This window comes from Facilibium subflavum (genome assembly GCF_003574485.1).
GTDB classification, from domain to species: domain Bacteria; phylum Pseudomonadota; class Gammaproteobacteria; order Francisellales; family Francisellaceae; genus Facilibium; species Facilibium subflavum.
Genome location: NZ_QLIT01000115.1, coordinates 14,147 through 37,343, shown reverse-complemented (window position 1 = coordinate 37,343; position 23,197 = coordinate 14,147). Strand labels below are relative to the sequence as shown.

Below are 23,197 nucleotides of genomic sequence, written 5' to 3'. Positions count from 1 at the left end.
AGTTAGATGGATGGGCTCGTCCGTGGCTTTTTCTAGATCATTATTATGATTGATTAATTGCTGTGATAGTATCAGTGCACTTTGTAATGCTTTTGTTGCGCCACTGGCAGTATGTGGCCTTGAAATAAAAGCCGCATCACCAGATAAACAAATACGTCCTTTTTTCAAAGCAGGTACTTTGACATCAAAGATGTTTTGAATAAAAGGGGATGGTGTACTGCGCATGGCCTGGGCAAAAATATTTGGCATATCATCTGCCAGTGCATCAAGCATCGTGTAATGCCATTTGGTGAGTCTATTTGTGGGAATGCCTGTTAAACAATACTGGTTGTTTTTATCTGTTAAGAGTTTTTGCTTAAGGCTATTATCAAGCTTTTGATAAGCAACCCAGTTAAGCTCAATGCCACCTGATATGCTTGGAATATAGTAAGTCACGACATGGCCATGGTCATAACAGAAATAATTCAAGCGCTCAAAGAATTGTGCTTCATTGAGTTTATCTTTGGCAATAACACCTCGCCATGCGATATAAGGTGCGGCTTCAAGTTGCGCATCTGGAAATAGGCTTTGCCGGCAAATGGAATTAACACCATCACAGCAAAAAAGCCAGTCTACGGTTGTACTTTCGCCATTGGATAGTAATAATGTCACTTTATTATCAGCCTGAGAGATATTATCAACACTGACTCCTTTATGGTAAATATTCTGTGGCAGTTTTTGATGTAATTGCGAATAAATCTCTGACCAGTTATGTGCCATGATATTAACCGGCTGCTTCCAGATAATTCTGGCATGGTTATGGTCATTAACAACAAACTGTCTATCATCTATTTCAAGGTATTTAGCATCATGGTTGAAAAATTTTTCTTTGACCAAGGCATGGCGTAATTCTTTTGGTATACAAATCCCCACACCTCTATCAGACAAAGCAGAATGAGATCGTTCATAAAGGTTAACATCAAAGCCTAAACGTGATAACGCTAATGCCATTGCGTTACCAGCAATTGACCCACCAATAATTGCTATTTTTTGCATATGTGTTCTTATTCGTTAGTTGCTAACTTCTTGTATTGTAGCAGTATTTTATTCCACTTCAGCTACTTTGAAAGCATGTTCAGGATAAAAAGCGACTGAATTTGGGTTGTTATGCGCTGGAATTTTTCCGGCTCTTTACTGCTTTTAGGTGTTGTTGAGTCATCTTTTTTACGCAACCCTACGATACAGGGGTAAATTTTGGTTTGCAGCTCACCAACAGCAAATTCTTACAAAATTAGGGAAAGTTCAGTTTCTTTGACATCTACGCTTTAATGTAATCCGCTGCTTTTTTTAGCCAGCGGTTGATAATCAATATTATATTTTTTGGATGATTTTGTATTAGTTTTTGTGCAATTGCACCAACTTCGTTAAATAACTGCTGGTGAAGATTTAAATCGGCAACTTTAAAGTGAATTTCCCCAGTTTGATTTTTGCCAAAAATATCACCAGGCCCCCTTAATTTTAGATCCTCTTCTGCGATGATAAAGCCATCTTGTGTTTGACGCATTAACTCCAGACGCTTTCTTGCTGTCTTGGATAAAGGTGCCTGGTATAATAAAATACAATAACTGTGTTTACTGCCGCGGCCAACGCGCCCACGTAATTGGTGTAATTGAGAAAGCCCAAGCCTTTCGGCATTATCAATAATCATAATACTGGCATTAGGCACATCAACACCGACTTCGATAACAGTGGTTGCCACAAGAATGTCAATTTCATGCGCTTTAAAAGCGATCATGGCTTTCGCTTTTTCTTCAGCCTTCATTTTCCCATGAACAAGACCAATACGTGCTTTAGGTAATAAACCTTTAATGGTTTCATATAAGGAGCTTGCATCTTGTAGCGTTGCAAGTGCTTCAGAGGTCTCAATTAAAGGACACACCCAATAAGCCTGCCCATTGTTGTTAACATGATTTTGTAATTTTTGTATCAGCTTTTCTTTTTTATCCTGACTGATCACACTGGTTTGGATTGGTTTGCGGTTGGGGGGTAATTCATCAATAATGGAAAGATCCAAATCACCATAAACGGTCATAGCAAGCGTTCTTGGAATCGGTGTTGCAGTCATTACTAACTGGTGTGGTGTCTTGTTATTTGCTGATTGTGCTTTTGCCATCAAAGCCAGGCGTTGCTCAACCCCAAAGCGATGTTGCTCATCAATGATGACAAGGCCAAGATTTGAGTAGCTCACACTGTCTTGAAAAACCGCATGTGTTCCAACGATGACACAATCTGGATGTGATTGAATCGTCTCAAATGTTTTTTTTCGTTGTGTTGTTGTAAGTTTTTGTGCAAGAAATACAACTTCTATATCAAAGGCCTGCAACCATTGGGAAAGATTTTTAAAATGCTGTTCTGCGAGAATTTCTGTCGGCGCCATGATAATGGATTGAAGGCCATTTCGTGCAGCCTGTATTAAAACAGCGGCAGCTACCATCGTTTTGCCAGAGCCTACATCACCTTGTAAAAGCCTTGATAATGGTTTTTTAAGCGTGAAATCATATAAAATTTCATCGATCACGCGCCGTTGCGCTTTTGTTGGGGCAAAAGGCAGCTGTTTGATAAATGTTTCTAACAGGCTTTTATTCGGGTTTATGGAAGGAAAATCTGTAGTGTGGCTCTGCGTTCTCGCAATTTTGGCATTTAAATGGTGGGCGAGAATTTCTTCAAGTGCCAGACGATATCTTGCTTTAAGTGTTTGTTGATAAATACTGGAGAAAGACTGTTTATCAGGAAAGTGTATATTATCAAGTGCGGTATTAATATCACTGAGCTTATGTTCATATCTAAGCGTAGCAGGCAGTAATTCATCGAAGGGCTTTTTGTGTTGTAATTGACAGATAAACTTATACAATACCGCTGAGCTTATCCCTTCAATGGAAGAGTATACAGGGGTAATCGTGCCTGATATATTCGCATCTTTATCAATGATCTTCCATTCAGGGTGGATTACTTCAATCATTTGACTGTCTTGTGTATGACGTATGATTTGGCCATAGCAAAGGATTCTTTGTCCCTTTTTTAACAGCTTTATCTGGTTTGGATAAAAGCGAAATAAATGCATTTTACACAAGCCGGTTTCATCAGAGAAATAGCAGCTTAAATGTTTTTTGCCAAATTGATTAACGTCCACTTGTTGGATAATGCCTTCAATTTGCTGTTTTTGCCCATTGATTGTATCTGCAATCTTGTGGATGATTCGGCGATCTTCATAGTCTTTTGGTAAATGCAATAACAGATCTTGAACACTTTGAATCTGTGCTTTATGAAGCTTGGTTAAAAGCGTTTTGCCGATGCCTTTTAGATCTGCTAAATCATCCATGTATGGCTATCCAAAAAGTGAGTGTAGTTTGTTTTGCAGTGTATTTTTAAGCGCTTTTTCAATAATAGGTTGTAGATGTTCTTTGAGTTTATCCTGGTTTATCTGCCCCTTAAATTGCCGATTCTGATAGACAAGCTGGTAGGGGATGCTAAAAGGCGTTTTCCCTTTAAGGTTGATTGAAACAGGGTAGTAAGCACTGGCCAAAGAAAAGCTTATGAGCCCCCTACCTGATAAAGTGAAATTTTTGGCTTGCCAGTTGATTGATTTTGTTGTTAATTGGTCCTGATCAAAGGTGCTGTTTATATTCAATTCACCTAATTGTGTTGATTTAGTTGGGTCTGGTTTCATATTCCCATCCCCAATAACAGGAGCAAACGTTTGTTGGAATGACGCAAATGCGTTGCCAATATGCGCACCTTGCATAAGTGCTTGTAAGAAGTTATCAACCGCGTGAGCTAACGCATTAAGATCAATACCTGTTAAAAGCCCGCTTTTTGCAGAGATGTCAACATTGCCTGAAATCTGCTTTTTTTTGTGTGCTTTAATATCAATCATAATATTAGATAGTTGCAGCTTAAAGCCATGAAGGTTAATAAGCTTTTCGATATTCAAGGTTTTTGCAGAAGATTTGATATTCAGCTTAAGTGGATTTAGACTTGGAATATTTAAGTTTGTTGTAATCGTTGATCCGGCAATTTTAGTGTGAATTGGGCTTATTGTGATTTGATTGTCGCCTTGTTGATAGTCAAATGATGCAACGGTAATTTGAAAAGGATGATGACCAATCTCTCCGGTGATTGTTGTCGGATAAATAGTAAACTTATGTAAATTTTTATCCTGCGAAAGCATCGTGTTAACAGTCGCATTCATGTGTTTATTCTGAATAACAGCACTGAGCATAATACGGTTTAGCTTGCTAAAATGTGCTTGCTGCAGTGTTAGTTTTTTAATCGGTAGCGCCATGTGGTTATGATGAATTTGACCATTTATCAGCTGAATTTTTTTGATAGGCAAAGGTTGTGAGGAAAAAAGATTTATCAGGCTTATTTTAAGTTTTGCCTGTTGCCAATGGCTTGAGAAGGCTTTTGCGCTATCTATGCTAATATCTTGTGCAGTCAGGCTTAGTGGCCATAGCTGCCAACTGATATTGCCTTTTATTTTAACATGAATGTTTGGGTTGTTGTTAAGTTGCTTATTTAACAGACTTTTATACTCGTTGGGATTAAAGAAGAAACCCAACCAGATTGTGATTCCAATACACAAAATAATTAGGGCAGTAATAATAACCAATAGTGTTTTTTTTAGCACAATTTTTACCTTTTCGTTAAAAATAATGAATTTATGATTGGCTTCACGGTCTATGTTTTTTATCATGTTTTCATTATTTTACCGAAGTTTGAACAAGAGCCAACTTGATTATGACAAAAAAACAAAGCTTTTTGACATTATTGATAATGAGTATTGCTTTATCAGGGTGTGGGCAAATGGGTCCACTTTATTTACCACAAACATCAAAAGAAGATGCCTCACAACCAAATCAAGACAGCACGAAGACAAGCAGTATGACACAAAGCAGTCAAGCTAAGAAAAATGGCGCGATACAGCAGCAATCAAACTAGGTTAAGTGAAAATTAAAAGGAGATAAGGGTGAACAATAAATTATTAAAAGCAGTAACCTTAGCTTTGATGCTGACAGGCTATGCTTATGCGATTACACCACAAGAGGCGCAAAAGCTTGCAGACAAATATCATGATCTGGCAAAAACATATGAAGCAATTGCACAAAAATATGAAAAACAGGCAAAAAGTGCAGATAAGCAAACATCACCAGATAGTAGTATGGCAAACACAAGTGACACGACCTTGCCAAATGAGGATAAGACACAAAAAACAGCGCAAAGAATCAAGCCATTGAGTCCTTGGGCACAAACAGATAAAACAGATACACAAGAAACACCATCAAAGTCTGAAGATAAAAAATCAGCAGATAGCGAGGTTGGTATTGAAAAAACGAGTCATGCTGGACTGCCTGAGAGTATTATCAATGATCAAACGGTTAAAACTAAACAGCCTAACATTGCTGTCGCTGAGCCATGGAAAGGAACAAGTTTTGGCTTAGGTGGCAGCATGACAACGGGAAATTCGGCATCAACAAATTATAATGGTAATGCAAATTTAAGCTACACGCCTATCATTCCATGGCAAAACACTTTGACGATGAATTATTTATACAGCCGTGATGATCGAGATAATGGTGATGGGGTTAAGACAAATAAGTTTAATGCATTTGCCAAGACGTCATGGAATTTTGACAAAAATAACGGTATTTATTTTAGTGTAAACTACCTTAATAACCAGCTAGATACTTATAGCTATATATTAACGGAATCTTTAGGTTATTTACGTCAGCTTTACAGTAATGATAATATGACGTTAAGTGTCAGTACAGGTCCAAGTTTAACACAGCAAAAAGTAAAACAGACAGGTGAGTTCTCAAATGCTGTAGGTTGGCAGTCAGGACTTGATTATGTGTGGAACTTTACGGATTCTTCTTCTTTTAAGCAAAGCTTTTTAGTGAACTATGCCGGGGATAATGGTACAACCTATCAGTCAAACTCTTCATTATCAACACAATTATATAAGAACCTGGCCTTACAGTTTAGCTTTCAGGTTAATGGTAGCAGCTGGGCAAGCAGTGGCAAAAAACGTGTGGGCACAACCACGACGACTTCTTTGGTTTATAACTTCTAAAAAAAATATTTCCATCATCCATTATGGTCTGGGTTTATCATAGATAAAAAATCATAAAACGTTCAAATAATAACCGATGAATATTCTATCTTTTTCTGGTACAATGAGCGCGTTTAAATAAAACTTAAAGGTTTATTATGGCAGAACAATATATTTATTCTATGCACAGAGTCGGTAAGGTAGTGCCACCAAACCGCTATATTTTAAAAGACATTTCATTATCGTTTTTCGATGGCGCAAAAATTGGTGTGTTAGGTTTAAACGGCTCTGGTAAGTCAACTTTATTACGTATCATGGCAGGGATTGATACAGACATTGTTGGTGAAGCAGCACCAAGAAAGGGTGTGAAAATAGGTTATTTACCGCAAGAACCAAAATTGGATCCGACGAAAGATGTTAAAGGGAACGTTGAAGAGGCGTTAGCTGATTTAAAAGCCATGATTACCCGGTTTGATGAAATCAGCATGAAATTTTGTGAACCGATGTCAGATGATGAAATGAATACGTTACTGGCAGAGCAAGGTGAGCTGCAAAATAAAATTGATTCAGCTGGTGCCTGGGAGATTGAGCGCAAATTAGAAGTCGCGGCTGAAGCCTTGCGTTTACCTGCCTGGGATGCAGATGTAACCAAGCTTTCAGGCGGGGAAGTCCGCCGTGTGGCTTTGTGTAAATTATTATTATCTAATCCAGATATATTGTTGCTGGATGAGCCAACGAACCATCTGGATGCAGAAAGTGTTGCCTGGCTTGAACGATTCCTGCAAGAATATAAAGGCACGGTTGTTGCGATTACGCATGACCGTTATTTTCTTGATAATGTGGCTGAGTGGATTTTAGAGCTTGATCGCGGTGAGGGTATTCCATTTAAAGGTAATTATTCACAATGGTTAGAGCAAAAAGAGCAAAGACTTGCGCAAGAAGAGAAAAAGCAAACCGCTCATAGAAAAGCCCTACAGCAAGAGCTGGAGTGGGTAAGACAAAATGCCAAGGGGCGCCAGGCGAAATCAAAGGCACGTTTGTCGCGCTTTGAAGAGTTAAGTTCCCAGGAGTTTCAAGAAAGAAATGCAACACAAGACTTATATATTCCACCTGGGGTTCGTCTTGGAAACAAAGTGATTGATGTGAATAAAGTCGTTAAAGGGTTTGGGGATCGCTTATTAATTGATGAGCTTGATTTCCAGGTGCCTGCAGGCTCTATTGTCGGTATTATTGGGCCAAATGGTGCGGGAAAATCAACATTTTTCAAAATGCTTTCAGGTATTGAGTCGCCAGACCAAGGCGGTGTTGCGCTTGGTGAGACTGTTGATTTAGCTTATGTTAACCAATCTCGAGATACATTGGATGATAACAAAACAGTTTGGGAAGAAATTTCAGATGGTTTGGATGTTATTACGGTGGGTAAATATACAATTGCCTCAAGACAGTATGTTGGCCGCTTTAATTTTAAAGGATCAGATCAACAAAAATTTATCAAAGATTTATCAGGTGGTGAGCGCAATCGTGTGCATCTGGCAAAACTATTACGAAAAGGCGGTAATGTACTGCTATTGGATGAACCAACGAATGATCTGGATGTAGAGACTTTACGCGCATTGGAGGAGGCGATTTTGGCTTTTCCTGGCTGTGTCATGATTATCTCGCATGATCGCTGGTTTTTGGATCGTGTTGCGACACATATTCTTGCATTTGAAGGTAACAGTCAAGTGACCTGGTTTGAAGGAAATTATGCAGCCTATGTGGAAGATAAGAAAAAGCGTCTTGGAGATGACGCAGTAGATCCACATCGAATTAAGTATAAAAAGATAGCAGTTAGCTAATTTACGTTCATTCATGACGAATTTTTTCTTTTTGTAAACTTTTGCAATTTGCTTTCGTATCTTATAGGATACGGTGAGGTGCTTATAGAACTTTAACGCGTGATTTAATAACAGACAGTTTTGCTGTCTATGAAATTACCAGTTAAAAAGTTTATTGTCGCTTTGTATAATAAGCGTATTCTAAAGCACCTTAATGTAAACAATAAGGGGAGAAAGTTATGTCATGGGTAGTGTTTTTTGCACCACTGGCCGCAATTATTGGGTTATCTTTAATCAATTATCTTAGAAACCTTTGAATGCTTTCATGTTTGTTGTTCGTGCATAAGTAAGGGTCAGGGGAAGTATGTCTATATTAACAGTTGTTTTTGTCATCTATATTGCGATTATTTTTAGTTTAGGTATCTGTTCTTATTTTTATACTAAGAACTTAAATGATTATATGTTGGGAGGTCGTTCGCTAAGTGGGCCGATTGCCGCTTTAGGAGCCGGTGCTTCGGATATGAGCTCGTGGCTTTTGTTAGCGCTACCAGGTGCTGTTATGCTCCATGGATTAAATCAAATCTGGCTTCCTTTAGGTCTTGCTTTAGGGGCTTATTTAAATTGGCAGTTTGTTGCAAAACGTTTACGCATTTATACTGAAGTTGCTAAAGACTCTATCACAATTCCTGCATACTTTGAAAATCGCTTCCACGATAAAACGGGATTTATTCGCTTATTAACCGCAATCGTGATTTTGATATTTTTTACTTTTTATACTGCTTCAGGCTTTGTGGCCGGTGGATTGTTGTTTAGTTCAACTTTTGGCATTAGTTATGCAGCAGGGCTGGGTTTGACTGCAGCAATTATTTTAATTTATACCTGTATTGGTGGGTTTCTTGCAATATCATGGATTGATTTTTTTCAAGGCTGTTTGATGTTTTTAGCATTGATTCTTGTGCCTGTAGTTGTTTTATATCATATTGGCAGCATTAATACCGCGCTTACAGATGTGGCACAGCAGTCACCTGTCTATTTGGATGCATTTAAAGGCACCAGCATTATCGGTGTTTTATCGCTTTTTGCCTGGGGGCTTGGATATTTTGGTCAGCCACATATTTTGGTGCGTTTTATGGCAACAAAAACAGCCAGATCAATTCCTCAGGCACAATTTATCTGCATGACCTGGATGTGTATTGCCTTATTAGGTGCTGTATTTACGGGACTTTTTGGTTTGGCATATTTTTCGTCAAAAGGCTTAAGCAACCCTGAGACAATTTTTATTGTGCTGTCTAATACTTTTTTTAACCCGTGGATTGCAGGGGTCTTATTAGCAGCAGTGCTATCGGCAACCATGAGTACAGCGTCAGCGCAATTATTAGCCTCTTCAAGCGCAGTTGTTGAGGATTTCTATCATAAGTTTTTCCGTCCGAAAGCTTCGACAACAGAGCTTTTATTTTCAAGCCGTATCGTTGTATTCTTAATTGCCATTGTCGCACTTTTGCTGGCGGCAAATCCAAAAAGCTCAATTTTAAATCTGGTGGGTTATGCCTGGGCGGGATTGGGTGCATCTTTTGGCCCGGTTGTGCTTTTATCATTATTTTGGCGGCGAATGAATCTTGCAGGTGCTTTTGCAGGTATTATTACCGGTGCATTAACCGTATTAATCTGGCCACATTTGAAATTTTTAGGTGGTGTATTTGAGTTATATGAATTGCTACCTGGTTTTGTTTTTGCAGTTGTTTCTATTGTTACGGTAAGCTTACTTGCAAAACCAGCCACGGTTTTGATGTCTAAAGAGTATGAGCACGTTGCCAAGTTAAGCCAAAGCTAACGCTAACGCTATTGCAGCCTTGGGTGGATTGTTATTGGTCAGGGTGTCAGTTTTATAAATACAGGTTGTGTTGTTAAAAGTGGTAGGCAGAGAAGAACTCATAAAACAGCAGACAAGCAAAAAGAACTAATAGGACACCAAAACCTTTCTCAAGCTTGTTCATGTGGTTAATAAATAATGATCGAATACGATGATACCCCATGACACAGGCGACAAAGCTAAACCAGAGTAAAGTGCTTAAGAACATGATCGCAATAATGCTTACATGGTACCATAAGGCGCTTGATTTCATGACGAATAAAGGCAAAAAGCTTGCAAAGAAAATAATCACTTTTGGGTTTGACAGATTGCAACCCAGACCTGTTAAATACAGGTGCTTACGTGAGATTTCTACTTTTGGTGTTTGGTTGTGTATGGCAGTATTTGCAGAAGGAGCCGCTTTAAAGCAGTGATAAGCAATATAAAGCAAATAAATTCCGCCAAATAAGCCAATCCACCGGATGGCTGATAAAAAATTATCACTTAAATAACCAAGAAATAAAACAACCAGGCTTGAATAGATTAAGACGCCACTGGCAATACCACTTGAAACAACAAGTGCGGCATTGCGGCCAAGCTTTAGTGAAAACCGTAACACCATAAAAAAGTCAGGACCTGGCAGCATAACGCCTAAAAGTTGCAATATTAAAAGGCTGAGTAAAGAGAAGATAAGCATCGATGTATTTACGTTATGTTTTGTTATCTTATTATTCTTGCGCAGCTTAACCTTTAATACAAGCCTATTGTATGAAAAATATCACTTATCCTCGGTTATAAAGAAACTTAAGTGGTAGAAAGCTTTTTTAAAACAACTTCATTTACCTGTTTTGGGTTAGCTTGCCCTTTGCTTTGCTTCATGATTTGACCAACAAAGAAGCCAAGCAGTTTTGTTTTCCCCGCATGAAAATCGGCAACCTGCTGTGGATTATTAGCAATAATCTCATCAGCAAGTGATTCGATCAAAGTGGTGTCACTACTTTGGCGAAGTCCCAGCTTGTCAATGATTTTATCAATCGTGTGAGGCGATTCATAATAGCTTTGTAAGACCTTTTTGGCTGCGGCGATTGAAATCGTATCATCATTAATCTTTTGGATAATTTCAATCAATATATCTGCAGGGATTGCTGTGGGATCAAAAGTGCGTTGCAGGCGATTAAAAAGTGCTTGAAGTTCTATGCTTACCCAGTTATATGCCTGTTTTGGCGCAATGCTGTTACATACTTCATCATAATAGTTGGCAATGGCTGGATTATCCATTAAAAATGCAACTTCATCGCTACCGAGTACTTTTTGGTATTTCTCCTGGCGCTTATTTGCAAGCATGGGCATTTTTGCTTTTATTTGTTCAATCATCGTATCATTTATTAAGATAGGTAATAAATCAGGATCAGGAAAGTAGCGATAGTCAAAGGCATCTTCCTTATCTCGCATCGGGCGCGTTTCATCCTTATCTGGATCATATAGGCGTGTTTGCTGGGTGATTTTTTGCCCCCTTTCAATCCGCTTGACCTGGCGATTAAATTCATATGCAATGGCCTGGCGAATAAATCGGAAGGAGTTGATGTTCTTCATTTCTACGCGTGTGCCAAGTTGTGGGTCCTCAGGTTTTTTGACTGAGAGATTAACATCACATCGAAATGAACCTTCTTGCATGTTACCATCACAAATGCCCAAATGGCGTACCATCTGATGAAGTGTTTTCAAAAAACTCACGACTTCATCAGCGCTGCGAAAATCAGGTTTGGTCACAATCTCCAGTAAAGGCGTGCCGGCACGGTTATAATCAAGCCCAGTTTCACTGCCAAGAAAGTCATGCACAGACTTTCCAGCATCTTCTTCTAAGTGCGCCCGTTCAATATGAATAACCTTTTTGCCACTGTATGTTAGAATTTCAATCTGACCATTTTGTACGATAGGATTGTTTGATTGACTGATTTGATAGCCCTTAGGCAAGTCTGGATAAAAATAGTTTTTACGAGCAAAAAAGCTATCTGGCGAGATATATGCTTTAGTGGCAAGGGCAAACATGATTGCCATTTCAACAGCCTTTTTGTTGATCACAGGTAATGTGCCTGGCATGGCTAAATCAACCCAGGAGACTTGTATATTAGGTGCCTGGCCATATTTTGTTGGCGCACTTGAGAATATTTTGGATTGGGTTTGCAGTTGAATATGAACTTCTAAACCAATCACCATTTCAAAGCTCATATTGCTACTCCTTTTTGTTTGTCAGAATCATATAAATGAAAGTCTGTATGCTGTTGGAAGTGGTGAACGGCTTGTGTTAACAGATAATCCTGGAAGTTATTTGCCATAAGCTGTGCACCAAAAGGAAGATTATCAAGTTGGCCAATTGGAAATGCGATTGCTGGTGCACCGGTCAAGTTTGCTATAACGGTATACATATCACCTAGATAGGTGCGAACAGGGTCTTTTTGCGCGCCAATTTCAAAGGCACAACTTGTGGTGGTTGGTAATAAAACCATATCAACGCTTTGGTATAAAGCAGCAAACTGGTCAAATATTTTCCGACGAATTTGCTGTGCTTTATGGTAATAGGCATCATACTGACTGGCAGCAAGCACGTAGTTGCCAATCACAATTCGTCGTTTAACCTCATTACCAAAGCCCTGGCTTCTTGTGTTCGTATAAAGGCTATCCAGATTGTCTGCATTTTTATCTTGAAAGCCATAACGTACACCATCAAAGCGTGCCAGGTTCGTTGCAGCTTCTGCTGGTGCCAGAATATAATAAGTCGATACTGCCGTATGAAGATCAGGCAGCTGAATTTCTTTTATGGTATAACCTTGTGACTTAAACACCTCAATAGCGTTTTGTAGTAGTGCTTGGGCTTTGCTATCAAGCTGAGATAACAATTGCATATCAACACCAATACTGCGTTTTTGGGGTGCTAAGGAGAGATCTTGAGTAAACAGATCATCTGGCGTTTTGACACTTGTGCCATCGTTTTCATCTATCCCGGCCATTGCAGTTAAGACCTGGCTTATATCATAGGCATCTTTCCCAATGACCCCTGCCTGGTCAAAAGAGGATGCATAAGCGATCAAACCATAGCGGGAAACGCTGCCATAAGTTGGCTTCATGCCGGTTGCACCGCAAAATCCAGCAGGTTGTCTGACTGAGCCACCAGTATCACTGCCTGTGGCAATGGGGGTAAGCTCTGCAGCAACACTACATGCCGAGCCACCTGAGGAACCCCCAGTAACATGTGTCAGGCGCCATGGGTTTTTCGCAGCCCCATAAAAACTGTTTTCATTGGATGAGCCCATGCCGAACTCATCCATATTGGTCTTGCCAAGCATGATCATGCCTTGGTCTTCAAGTCGCTGGACAATCGTTGCGTTAAAAGGGGCGTGGAAATTGCTTAATATCTTTGATGCGCAACTTGTAAGAATACCTTTGGTGCAAAAATTATCCTTATGGGCAATTGGAATACCTGTTAAAAAGGTTTGTTTGCCTTGCTGTATTATATCATCAGCCTTTTTGGCTTGTTGAAGTGCATGGTCTTTTGTTACCGTGATAAACGCATTTAACGAGGGGTTTTTAGTCTTAATCTGTTGTAAATAATGTTGTGTTAATTCAACCGATGAAATTGCTTTTCTATCCAGTTGCTCTCGAAGGTTTTTTAATAAGCTCATTATGTGTATCTCTTTGGAATGGGGTTATTCAATGACTTTAGGTACGATAAAATGTGACTGCTCATAGTGAGGTGCAAATGATGAAAACGTTGATTCATTATTTTGTTTTGTTGCGATATCTGGGCGTAAGTGCGCACCGGTTTGTAAAGGCGAGACCATGGGTTTTATCTGATCTGTATCGATATGATGGATACTATCGAGTAGTTGCAGCACATTGTTCAGATCATCGGTATAAGTTTGAAGTGTTTGCTCATCTGCTGCAAGTTTTGACAAGCCTAAAATACGATAAAGTTCGTTTTGTGAAATAGCCATTATTATTAAATAAATTATTCATCAATACCATAAAGGTTATCATAGCATTGTGCGTAAAAACATGGAATTGTTACAATTGCAGACAAAGGGGTGGGGAAAATATTTTATAATTTTGACTTGTAATTTTAGCTTTTAGCGCAATCTAGATAGAATGTTTTTTTAAAAGCAAGACACCAAACATAAGCCATTGTGCAAATTTTAATTGTAAGCAAAAAGCCTGTAAGGCGGCTTATTAATATTGTAATATGGCAAAATTTTGTATGGTTTGTGATAGAACAAGCAAAGTAATGAGGAGCTTATGGAAGTAATGAAAGGCACAACAATTTTATGTGTGCGACGTGATAATGAAGTCGTGATCGGTGGTGATGGGCAGGCAACGCTTGGCCATACGGTTGCAAAAGATAATATTGTAAAAGTCAGACGCCTAAGCGATGGTAAAGTATTGACTGGCTTTGCCGGATCAACCGCCGATGCGTTTACGTTATTTGAAAAGTTTGAACAAAAGCTTGAATATTATCAAGGAAATCTGGAACGCGCTTCTGTTGAGATGGTGCGAGAATGGCGCCTGGATCGAATGATGAGTAAATTTGAAGCAATGTTGATTGTGGCTGATGAGAATAAGTCTTTGCTTATTTCAGGTGCCGGAGATGTGATGGCAGCTGATGAGCAGGGTGTTTTGTCTATTGGTTCAGGCTCGGCTTATGCAAAATCTGCAGCCCATGCGTTGATTGCTAACACAAAACTATCAGCGCGAGAAATCGTTGAGAAAAGTTTAAGCATTGCTGCAGATATCTGTATTTATACCAACCATAATCTAACGATTGAAAGCTTGCCGAATAAAGCGGTTAGTGTTTCTTAATTTATTTATGTTAAAGCGTTGAAGAGGTTAATTTATGTCACATATGACACCAAAACAAATAGTTACTGAGCTGGATCGATTTATTATTGGTCAAAGTGATGCAAAAAAGGCAGTTGCGGTTGCCCTAAGAAACCGCTGGCGCAGGATGCAGCTAGAAGAAAATATGCGCCAAGAAGTCACCCCTAAAAATATTTTAATGATTGGGCCTACAGGTGTAGGAAAAACGGAGATTGCAAGACGCCTGGCCAAGCTTGCAAATGCGCCATTTATTAAAATTGAGGCAACCAAGTTCACCGAAGTTGGTTATGTTGGAAAAGATGTTGAATCCATTATTCGTGATTTGGCAGATATTTCAATTAAGATGTACCGTGAGCAGGAAAAAGCAAAAGTGGCAGCAAGAGCCCATGAGTTAGCTGAAGAAAGAGTGCTTGATGCACTTTTACCACCGGCAAGAGAAGCCAAAGTTGGTTTTGCAAATGAGCCGGTTGACGCTGATGAGAAAACAGAAAGCAGCACCAGACAGTTATTTAGAAAGAAGCTTAAGGCCGGTGAGCTGGATGATAAGGAAATTGAGATTGAGTTTGCCGCACCTAAGATGAGTATGGAGATCATGGGCCCGCCTGGCATGGAAGATATGACCAGTCAATTGCAGGATATGTTCGCGTCAATGGGCTCTGATAAGAAAAAGCGCCGTAAGGTGAAAGTTGCAAAGGCATTAAAGTTTTTGCAGGATGAAGAGGCAAGTAAACTTGTCAATGAAGATGATATTAAAGCCAAAGCCGTTGAAGCCGTTGAGCAAAATGGAATTGTTTTTATTGATGAGATTGATAAGGTGTGTAAGAAAGGTGAAAATCGTGGTGGGGATGTCTCAAGAGAAGGTGTTCAGCGTGATCTTTTGCCGCTTGTTGAAGGATCAACCGTATCAACAAAATATGGCATGATTAAAACCGACCATATTCTATTTATTGGTTCAGGTGCTTTTCATGTTGCAAAGCCTTCAGATTTAATTCCTGAGCTGCAAGGCCGTTTACCGATTCGCGTGGAGCTTCGTTCACTGACGATAGATGATTTTGTGAAAATTCTCACAGAGCCAGATTATTCATTGATTAAGCAGTATATAGCCCTGCTTAAAACAGAAAACATTGAAGTAAGCTTTAGTGATGATGCAATCAAACGCATTGCAGAGATTGCTTATCATGTTAATGAAGAGGTGGAAAATATTGGTGCAAGAAGGCTTCATACATTGCTTGAGCGATTACTTGAGGAGTTGTCTTATGATGCGCCTGATCGTGCGGATAAAGTTATTGCAATTGATGCATCTTATGTTAATGAAAAGCTTAATGCGCTTGTAAAAGATCGTGATTTAAGTCAGTATATCCTGTAAATATTTCTATTGACGAAACTGGAGCATTACCTGGGTGTTTATGATGATTTTTACATAAACACTGTCTCCTTTTTAATGCCGAAAATCCATGCTATTAAGTGTCGTAATTTCTTTATAGGTTATTACCATAACAATGACACTTACGATAAGGATAATAATCCCATAGATATAAAAAGAGCTCAGTGTTATATAAGAGCAAAGATAAATAATAATACCAGCAAAGCAGTAAATGGATAGGGAAATTATCGCTGAAGCAAAGCTGTGATTTGAAGTAATATCTCGATAACCAAGTATACCGGATATAGGGTAGGCGATATTGACGTTTAAATAGCCATCAAAAGCGCTGGCATAATGGTGAGTAAAAGGGCGTTTTTTTTGGTTCATGACGTATCCTATGATTATTCATGTCTAAAAATAAACAGGTTGGTATAAATATAGCATGGTGGGTAGATTATGCTGATCATTATGATTTAATTAAGCTGCTTTCTGTTGGATCTTTGTTTTTCTTTGCATAACTTTAAATGATTTGTGATTCACTTTTTTGCTTAAAAACTTCACACAGCCTATTGATGTTTGTGTGCGATTGTGTGTATAATTCCGCGTCTTTATAATTTTTAATGCAAAGATTTGATGTTTAAAAAACTACGGAGTAAATAATGGCAACTATTAATCAGTTGGTGCGCAAACCGCGTAAGAAAAAGGTTGTTAAGACGAATGTGCCAGCATTAAAGGCATGTCCGCAAAGACGTGGCGTTTGTACGCGCGTTTACACAACAACCCCGAAAAAACCAAACTCAGCTTTGAGAAAGGTCGCTCGTGTGAGATTGACAAGTGGTTTCGAGGTTACAACTTATATTGGTGGTGAAGGCCACAACCTTCAAGAGCACAGCGTGATTTTGATCCGCGGTGGTCGTGTAAAAGATTTGCCGGGTGTTCGTTACCACACTGTTCGTGGTGCGCTTGATACATCAGGTGTTAAAGATCGTAAGCAAGGCCGTTCTAAGTACGGTACTAAGCGTCCTAAGTCATAAGTTTAATTTTGAAATAAGGTATTGTTATGTCTAGAAGAAATCGAGCACCAAAGCGTGATGTGTTGCCAGATCCGAAGTTTAAAAACGAGGTCGTTGCAAAATTTATCAATTACGTGATGTTGTCAGGCAAAAAATCTGTTGCCGAAAAAATTGTTTATAATGCATTTGATCAGATTGAAGCAAAAAAATCTGGTGAAAAAGCCGTCGAAATTTTTGAAAAAGCATTGGAAAACGTTGCGCCTATGGTTGAGGTGAAATCTCGCCGTGTAGGTGGTGCAACTTACCAGGTTCCTGTTGAAGTTCGCCCTGAGCGCCAAATGGCGTTAGCGATGCGTTGGGTAATTGATGCCGCGCGCAAGCGTAAAGAGCGTGGAATGGATAATCGTGTTGCTGCTGAGCTTTTAGAAGCAATCGATGGTCGTGGTGCTGCTGTTAAAAAGCGTGAAGATACGCATAAAATGGCAGAAGCAAATAAAGCATTTGCGCATTTCCGCTGGTAAGGGGGTTTATCGTGTCTCGAGTAACGCCGCTTGAAAAATATAGAAATATTGGCATTTGTGCGCACGTTGATGCTGGGAAAACCACCACAACTGAGCGTGTTTTATTCTACACTGGTTTAACGCATAAAATTGGTGAAGTCCATGAGGGTGCTGCCACAATGGACTGGATGGAGCAGGAGCAGGAGCGTGGTATCACGATTACTTCTGCGGCGACAACCGTGTTCTGGCAAGGCATGGATAAGCAGTTTGATAAGCATCGTATTAACATTATTGACACACCAGGGCACGTTGACTTTACGATTGAAGTTGAGCGTTCACTGCGTGTTCTAGATGGTGCTGTAGTTGTTTTTTGTGGTTCTTCAGGTGTTGAGCCACAATCAGAAACTGTATGGCGCCAGGCGAATAAATATGGTGTTCCCCGTATTGTGTTTGTGAATAAAATGGATCGTGCGGGTGCAGATTTTGAGCGTGTTGTGGGTCAAATTAAAACACGCTTGAAAGCAAATGTTGTGCCGATGCAATTAAACATTGGTGCAGAAGATGAATTCAAGGGTGTCATCGATCTTGTTCACATGAAAGCGATTATGTGGAATGAAGAAGATTATGGCCTTACTTATCGTATGGAAGAAATTCCAGCTGAGCTTAAAGGTCGTGCCGAAGAGCTTCGTCAAGAATTGGTTGAAGCTGCCGCTGAAGCAAATGAAGAGCTGATGGAAAAATACCTTGAAGGCGAAGAGCTAACGTATGATGAAATTTATTCTGCGTTGCGTCAACGTGTTATCGCGAATGAGGTCGTATTGGCATTTTGCGGTTCTGCATTTAAAAACAAAGGTGTTCAAGCAGTGCTTGATGCGGTTATCCGTTATTTGCCTGCGCCAAACGAGGTGCCATCAATCAAGGGTGAGCTTGAAGATGGTACTGAAAGCTCGCGTAAATCTTCTGATAATGAGCCATTTTCTGCGCTTGTATTTAAACTGGCAACAGACCCATTTATTGGTAATTTGTCTTTTGTGCGCGTTTATTCAGGTGTGCTGAAGTCAGGTGATTCGGTTTATAATCCGGTTAAAGGCAAAAAAGAGCGTATTGGCCGTATCGTACAGATGCATTCTAATAAACGTGAAGAGATTAAAGAAGTTCGCGCTGGTGATATTGCTGCTTGTATCGGTTTAAAACAGGTGACAACAGGTGATACCTTGTGTGATGAAAATAGCATTATTACCTTGGAGCGTATGGAGTTTCCAGAGCCTGTGATCTCGGTTGCCGTAGAGCCAAAATCTAAAGCTGACCAGGAGAAAATGTCGATTGCGCTTGGCAAGCTTGCGGCGGAAGATCCATCTTTCAGGGTAAAAACGGATGAAGAGTCTGGCCAAACAATTATCTCTGGAATGGGTGAGCTTCACTTGGATATTATTGTTGATCGTATGAAACGTGAATTCAAGGTGGAAGCAAATGTCGGGAACCCTCAGGTTGCTTACCGTGAAACGATTAAAAAGCCAGTTGAAGCTGAAGGTAAATTCGTTCGTCAATCAGGTGGCCGTGGTCAATACGGTCATGTTTGGGTGAAGCTTGAGCCGCAAGAAATGGGCAAAGGTTTTGAATTTGTTGATCAAATCGTTGGTGGTGTTGTTCCTAGAGAATACATCAATGCTGTTGCAAAAGGTATTGAGGAGCAGCTTGAAAACGGTGTGATTGCAGGTTATCCAATGATTGATGTTAAAGCGACGCTTTATGATGGTTCATACCATGATGTGGATTCATCTGAAATGGCATTTAAAATCGCAGGATCAATGGCGGTTAAAGCCGGTGCATCTAAAGCAACACCTGTACTTCTTGAACCAATGATGAAAGTTGAAGTGGTTACACCTGAAGACTACATGGGTGATGTGATTGGTGATTTGAATCGTCGTCGCGGCATGATTGCCGGAATGGATGATAATCCAAGTGGTAAAGTTATTAATGCTTCTGTGCCGTTGGCAGAGATGTTTGGTTATGCAACAAATGTACGTTCTATTTCTCAAGGGCGTGCGTCATTCTCAATGGAATTTGAGAAATATGCAGAAGTCCCAGGCAATATTGCAGAAGAAATCATTAAAAAGCGTAACTCATAATTAAGGTTTTAGAAAATGGCAAATATAAGCAATCAACGTATTCGTATCAGATTGAAAGCTTTTGATCACAAGCTTATCGATGCTTCAACAAAAGAGATCGTAGAAACAGCAAAGAAAACAGGTGCGCAGGTGAAAGGGCCTATTCCATTACCCGTGCGTAAAGAGCGATTTACTGTGCTAATTTCACCACATGTGAACAAGAAAGCACGTGATCAGTATGAAACAAGAACACATAAGCGATTAATCGACATCGTTGAGCCAACTGAAAAAACAGTTGATGCTTTGATGAAGTTGGATTTGGCAGCAGGTGTTGATGTTCAAATCAGTTTGAGTTAGAATACGTTACCATTTTTTGGTTAAACTGATTATCTGCAATGGCGCTTAGCGCTTTGTTGTGGATGGAAATATATACCGTGAAGCGGCGTTAAAGCCGCTTTTTGGTGTGCTATGTCCTGTAGTCAATTGTAATTACAGGGTTGAATAATAACAAAAGAGGAAAAAAGATGTCTTTAGGTATCGTAGGCCGCAAATGCGGTATGACACGCATATTTGCTGAAGATGGTTCGTCTATTCCTGTGACAGTCATTCATGTGGAACCAAATACGGTAACACAGGTTAAAACAACTGACACGGATGGCTATACTTCTATTCAGGTGACAACTGGCGTGAAAAAACGTTCACGTGTGAATAAACCAGAAGCCGGCCATTATGCCAAGGCAAGTGTTGAGCCTGGTCGCGGTCTGTGGGAGTTCAGAATAGATGCAACTCGGCTAGATGAATTTGAAGTCGGTAAATCAATTGATGTAACGCTGTTTGAAGCGGGTCAGAAAGTTGATGTTAGTGGTACTTCAAAAGGTAAAGGTTTTCAAGGTGGTGTGAAACGCCATAACTTCAGCATGCAAGATGCAACACACGGCAATTCACTTTCGCATCGTGTGTTAGGTTCAACGGGGCAAAACCAAACGCCTGGTCGTGTTTTTAAGAATAAAAAGATGGCAGGTCAGATGGGTAACGTTAAAACCACTGTTCAAACTCTTGAAGTTGTTAAAGTAGATGCCGAAAATGGATTGTTGCTGCTTAAAGGCGGTATTCCTGGGGCAAAAGGCGGTGATGTTATCGTAACACCTGCTGTAAAGGTTAAAGGCTAAGAGGGAGAAAGAAAGTGGATTTAAATGTAAAAACATTAGCTGGTCAAGAGCATTCTGTATTGAATGTTGCTGATAGCGTGTTCTCTAGAGATTATAATGAATCCTTGGTGCATCAGGTTGCCGTTGCTTATATGGCTGGTGCCCGTCAAGGCTCTAAAGCGCAAAAAACGCGCTCTGAGGTTTCAGGTGGCGGTGCAAAACCTTGGCGTCAGAAAGGTACAGGCCGCGCGCGTGCCGGAACGATTCGTTCACCTATATTTAGAAAAGGTGGTGTAACCTTTGCTGCTAAGCCAAGAAGCTATGCACAAAAAGTTAACCGTAAGATGTACCGTGCTGCGATTCAGTCAATCCTATCTGAGTTAGTCAGAAACGAGCGTTTGATCACGGTTGATACGATTAAGGCTGAAACACCAAAGACAAAAGATTTTGTTGCCCAACTTAAGCAGCTTAATGTTAAAGATGCATTAATTGTTGTAAGTATGGATGAGTTCACAGAAGAGCTTTACCTGGCTTCACGCAACATTAAAAACGTTGCTGTTTGTGATGCGGACGAAATCAATCCAGTTTCATTGATGTGCTTTGACAAGGTTATTATGACGCAAAGTGCGGTTAAGCAAGTTGAGGAGCGTTTATCATGAAACAAGAAAGACTATTGAAAATATTGCTAAGCCCGCATGTGACAAGCAAAGCATATGAAGCTGCAGATCAGGCTTCCCATGTTGTATTTAAAGTTGCCACTGATGCGAAAAAACCTGAAATCAAAGAAGCCGTTGAAACGCTTTTTGAAGTAAAGATTGATTCAGTGAAAACCGTGAATGTTAAAGGTAAAGCGCGCCGTTTTGGCCGTATTGAAGGTAGAACTAAAGACTGGAAGAAGGCTTATGTTAAGCTTGCTGAAGGTCACGACATCAATTTCATTGATGCCGAATAAGTAGGGGTGAGGATAAGATATGAAAGTTGTTAAAGCAAAACCAACCTCTCCTGGTCGTCGTTTTGTCGTTCAGATTAAAAACGATGAGCTATATAAAGGTAGACCGTTTGCAGGTTTAGTTGAGAAGCAAACAAAAACGGCTGGTCGTAATAACGAGGGTCGTATTACAACACGTCACAAAGGTGGTGGTCATAAGCATCATTATCGTGTTATCGACTTTAAGCGCAATAAGGATGACATTTCTGCTAAAGTTGAACGACTAGAATATGATCCAAACCGCACTGCTTATATTGCATTGGTGCTTTATAAGGATGGTGAAAGAAGATATGTGATCGCGCCTAAAGGTATTAAAGAGGGTAGCGAGATCATCTCTGGAAGCCATGTGTCAATCAAGCCGGGTAACTGTATGCCAATTCGTAACATCCCATTGGGTACGGTTGTGCATAACGTTGAGATGAAGCCAGGCAAGGGTGCGCAAATGGCGCGTTCTGCGGGAACTTCAGTTCAAATCGTTGGTAAGGATAATACACATGCAATTTTGCGCTTGCGTTCAGGCGAAATGCGTAAAGTATTATTAGATTGCCGTGCAGTTATTGGCGTTGTGTCCAACTCTGAACATAGCTTGAGATCAATCGGTAAAGCGGGCGCAAATCGTTGGCGTGGTATTCGTCCTACTGTACGCGGTGTTGCGATGAACCCGGTTGATCACCCACATGGTGGTGGTGAAGGTCGTACTTCTGGTGGCCGTCACCCTGTAACGCCTTGGGGTGTGCAAACTAAGGGTAAGAAAACGCGTAAAAATAAGCGTTCGAATAAGTTAATTGTTCAAAGACGTAAATAATTAAAGGGAGAATATTGTGCCTCGTTCATTAAAGAAAGGCCCTTTCGTTGATCATCACTTATTAAAGAAAGTGTTTGATGCGCAAGAGTCAAATTCGAAAAAACCGATAAAAACTTGGTCTAGAAGATCAATGATCGTGCCAGATATGATTGGTTTAACCATTGCTGTGCATAATGGTCGTCAACATGTGCCTGTTTTAGTTAATGAAAACATGATCGGCCACAAGTTGGGTGAGTTTGCTGTGACTCGCACCTACCGCGGACACGCAGCAGATAAAAAAGCTAAGAAAAAATAATTGAGGTTTTAGTAATGGAAATCCAAGCAAAATTAAAGCATGCGCGTATTTCAGCGCAAAAAGCGCGTCTGGTTGCAGACCAGATTCGTGGCTTGCCGGTTGAAAAAGCATTAAACCTTCTTTCTTTTAGCAATAAAAAAGCTGCAAGTTTGATCAAAGGTGTGCTAACGTCTGCGATTGCAAATGCTGAACACAATGATGGTATGGATATTGACGAGTTATATGTTTCGACAGTACACGTTGATGAAGGTCCAACTATGAAACGTTTTGAAGCGCGCGCAAAAGGGCGTGGCAATCGTATTTTAAAACGAACTTCACATGTTACTGTGAAGGTTGCTGAGAAAAATTAAGGGG

General features: G+C 40.0%; 24 protein-coding genes. 16 read left to right on the top strand and 8 right to left on the bottom strand.

What is annotated here, in order from left to right; translation table 11 throughout:
* From DNK84_RS07660 to DNK84_RS07650, 3 genes are all read right to left on the bottom strand, one after another.
* Positions 1–1,035: FAD binding domain-containing protein (locus DNK84_RS07660; RefSeq protein ID WP_119343957.1), on the bottom strand; the 1,035-nt coding region annotated here is incomplete at its 3' end.
* 262 nt (positions 1,036–1,297) lie between these two features.
* Positions 1,298–3,358, bottom strand: a complete 2,061-nt coding sequence (gene recG / locus DNK84_RS07655; RefSeq protein WP_119343956.1) for an ATP-dependent DNA helicase RecG — start codon at positions 3,356–3,358, stop codon at positions 1,298–1,300.
* 6 nt (positions 3,359–3,364) lie between these two features.
* Positions 3,365–4,666, bottom strand: a complete 1,302-nt coding sequence (locus DNK84_RS07650) for an AsmA family protein (RefSeq protein WP_162902299.1) — start codon at positions 4,664–4,666, stop codon at positions 3,365–3,367.
* A gap of 110 nt (positions 4,667–4,776) precedes the next feature.
* Here DNK84_RS07650 and lptM point away from each other — a divergent pair, with 110 nt between their 5' ends.
* The 4 genes from lptM to putP all read left to right on the top strand — a co-directional run bounded on the left by lptM (position 4,777) and on the right by putP (position 9,736).
* The gene (gene lptM / locus DNK84_RS14810) at positions 4,777–4,977 is read left to right on the top strand and encodes an LPS translocon maturation chaperone LptM (RefSeq protein ID WP_119343954.1); all 201 of its coding nucleotides are present in this window, start codon (positions 4,777–4,779) and stop codon (positions 4,975–4,977) included.
* A 28-nt stretch (positions 4,978–5,005) separates the two neighbouring features.
* Positions 5,006–6,109 carry a DUF481 domain-containing protein gene (locus tag DNK84_RS07640; RefSeq protein WP_119343953.1) on the top strand — a complete coding sequence of 368 codons (1,104 nt, stop codon included), beginning with the start codon at positions 5,006–5,008 and terminating at the stop codon, positions 6,107–6,109.
* Positions 6,110–6,246: 137 nt separating this feature from the next.
* The gene (gene ettA / locus DNK84_RS07635; RefSeq protein ID WP_119343952.1) at positions 6,247–7,926 is read left to right on the top strand and encodes an energy-dependent translational throttle protein EttA; all 1,680 of its coding nucleotides are present in this window, start codon (positions 6,247–6,249) and stop codon (positions 7,924–7,926) included.
* Positions 7,927–8,269: 343 nt separating this feature from the next.
* Positions 8,270–9,736: a sodium/proline symporter PutP gene (putP, locus tag DNK84_RS07630; RefSeq protein ID WP_119343951.1), complete on the top strand. Its 1,467-nt coding sequence runs from the start codon at positions 8,270–8,272 to the stop codon at positions 9,734–9,736.
* 73 nt (positions 9,737–9,809) lie between these two features.
* Here the strand turns inward: putP and DNK84_RS07625 are convergent, their stop codons facing one another.
* The 4 genes from DNK84_RS07625 to gatC all read right to left on the bottom strand — a co-directional run bounded on the left by DNK84_RS07625 (position 9,810) and on the right by gatC (position 13,746).
* A complete protein-coding gene (locus DNK84_RS07625) occupies positions 9,810–10,400 on the bottom strand; it encodes a LysE family translocator (RefSeq protein WP_162902298.1) in 591 nt (196 codons plus the stop codon).
* A 158-nt stretch (positions 10,401–10,558) separates the two neighbouring features.
* Positions 10,559–11,983: an Asp-tRNA(Asn)/Glu-tRNA(Gln) amidotransferase subunit GatB gene (gene gatB, locus DNK84_RS07620; RefSeq protein WP_119343949.1), complete on the bottom strand. Its 1,425-nt coding sequence runs from the start codon at positions 11,981–11,983 to the stop codon at positions 10,559–10,561.
* A complete protein-coding gene (gatA, locus tag DNK84_RS07615) occupies positions 11,980–13,434 on the bottom strand; it encodes an Asp-tRNA(Asn)/Glu-tRNA(Gln) amidotransferase subunit GatA (RefSeq protein ID WP_119343948.1) in 1,455 nt (484 codons plus the stop codon). The genes gatB and gatA overlap by 4 nt, the downstream gene beginning before the upstream one ends.
* Before the next feature lie 24 nt (positions 13,435–13,458).
* Entirely contained in the window at positions 13,459–13,746 is a 288-nt protein-coding gene (gene gatC, locus DNK84_RS07610; RefSeq protein WP_119343947.1) for an Asp-tRNA(Asn)/Glu-tRNA(Gln) amidotransferase subunit GatC, read from the bottom strand.
* 298 nt (positions 13,747–14,044) lie between these two features.
* Between gatC and hslV the strand changes: the two genes are divergently transcribed.
* Both hslV and hslU read left to right on the top strand, forming a co-directional pair.
* Positions 14,045–14,605 (top strand): ATP-dependent protease subunit HslV, encoded by a 561-nt coding sequence (hslV, locus tag DNK84_RS07605; protein WP_119343946.1) that lies wholly within the window; start codon positions 14,045–14,047, stop codon positions 14,603–14,605.
* A 34-nt stretch (positions 14,606–14,639) separates the two neighbouring features.
* Positions 14,640–15,989, top strand: coding sequence for an ATP-dependent protease ATPase subunit HslU (gene hslU / locus DNK84_RS07600; RefSeq protein ID WP_119343945.1), 1,350 nt, complete (start codon positions 14,640–14,642; stop codon positions 15,987–15,989).
* A 72-nt stretch (positions 15,990–16,061) separates the two neighbouring features.
* Here the strand turns inward: hslU and DNK84_RS07595 are convergent, their stop codons facing one another.
* On the bottom strand, positions 16,062–16,373 hold the full coding sequence (locus DNK84_RS07595) for a hypothetical protein (RefSeq protein ID WP_119343944.1): 312 nt from the start codon (positions 16,371–16,373) through the stop codon (positions 16,062–16,064).
* A gap of 272 nt (positions 16,374–16,645) precedes the next feature.
* On the opposite strand from DNK84_RS07595, the gene rpsL reads away from it, so the two are divergent.
* The 10 genes from rpsL to rplV all read left to right on the top strand — a co-directional run bounded on the left by rpsL (position 16,646) and on the right by rplV (position 23,193).
* The gene (gene rpsL, locus DNK84_RS07590; protein ID WP_119343943.1) at positions 16,646–17,020 is read left to right on the top strand and encodes a 30S ribosomal protein S12; all 375 of its coding nucleotides are present in this window, start codon (positions 16,646–16,648) and stop codon (positions 17,018–17,020) included.
* Between the two features lie 26 nt (positions 17,021–17,046).
* Positions 17,047–17,520 carry a 30S ribosomal protein S7 gene (gene rpsG / locus DNK84_RS07585; RefSeq protein ID WP_119343942.1) on the top strand — a complete coding sequence of 158 codons (474 nt, stop codon included), beginning with the start codon at positions 17,047–17,049 and terminating at the stop codon, positions 17,518–17,520.
* Between the two features lie 11 nt (positions 17,521–17,531).
* On the top strand, positions 17,532–19,628 hold the full coding sequence (gene fusA / locus DNK84_RS07580; RefSeq protein ID WP_119343941.1) for an elongation factor G: 2,097 nt from the start codon (positions 17,532–17,534) through the stop codon (positions 19,626–19,628).
* 15 nt (positions 19,629–19,643) lie between these two features.
* Positions 19,644–19,964: a 30S ribosomal protein S10 gene (gene rpsJ, locus DNK84_RS07575; protein WP_456236414.1), complete on the top strand. Its 321-nt coding sequence runs from the start codon at positions 19,644–19,646 to the stop codon at positions 19,962–19,964.
* A 167-nt stretch (positions 19,965–20,131) separates the two neighbouring features.
* Positions 20,132–20,776, top strand: a complete 645-nt coding sequence (gene rplC / locus DNK84_RS07570; protein ID WP_119343940.1) for a 50S ribosomal protein L3 — start codon at positions 20,132–20,134, stop codon at positions 20,774–20,776.
* A gap of 14 nt (positions 20,777–20,790) precedes the next feature.
* Complete coding sequence (gene rplD, locus DNK84_RS07565) at positions 20,791–21,414, top strand: 50S ribosomal protein L4 (RefSeq protein ID WP_119343939.1); 624 nt, start codon at positions 20,791–20,793, stop codon at positions 21,412–21,414.
* The gene (gene rplW / locus DNK84_RS07560) at positions 21,408–21,707 is read left to right on the top strand and encodes a 50S ribosomal protein L23 (protein ID WP_208123279.1); all 300 of its coding nucleotides are present in this window, start codon (positions 21,408–21,410) and stop codon (positions 21,705–21,707) included. Before rplD ends, rplW begins: the two co-directional genes overlap by 7 nt.
* Before the next feature lie 19 nt (positions 21,708–21,726).
* Positions 21,727–22,548 carry a 50S ribosomal protein L2 gene (gene rplB, locus DNK84_RS07555; protein ID WP_119343937.1) on the top strand — a complete coding sequence of 274 codons (822 nt, stop codon included), beginning with the start codon at positions 21,727–21,729 and terminating at the stop codon, positions 22,546–22,548.
* A 16-nt stretch (positions 22,549–22,564) separates the two neighbouring features.
* The gene (gene rpsS, locus DNK84_RS07550; RefSeq protein ID WP_119343936.1) at positions 22,565–22,843 is read left to right on the top strand and encodes a 30S ribosomal protein S19; all 279 of its coding nucleotides are present in this window, start codon (positions 22,565–22,567) and stop codon (positions 22,841–22,843) included.
* A gap of 14 nt (positions 22,844–22,857) precedes the next feature.
* Positions 22,858–23,193, top strand: coding sequence for a 50S ribosomal protein L22 (gene rplV / locus DNK84_RS07545; RefSeq protein WP_119343935.1), 336 nt, complete (start codon positions 22,858–22,860; stop codon positions 23,191–23,193).
* Positions 23,194–23,197 lie beyond the last annotated feature (4 nt).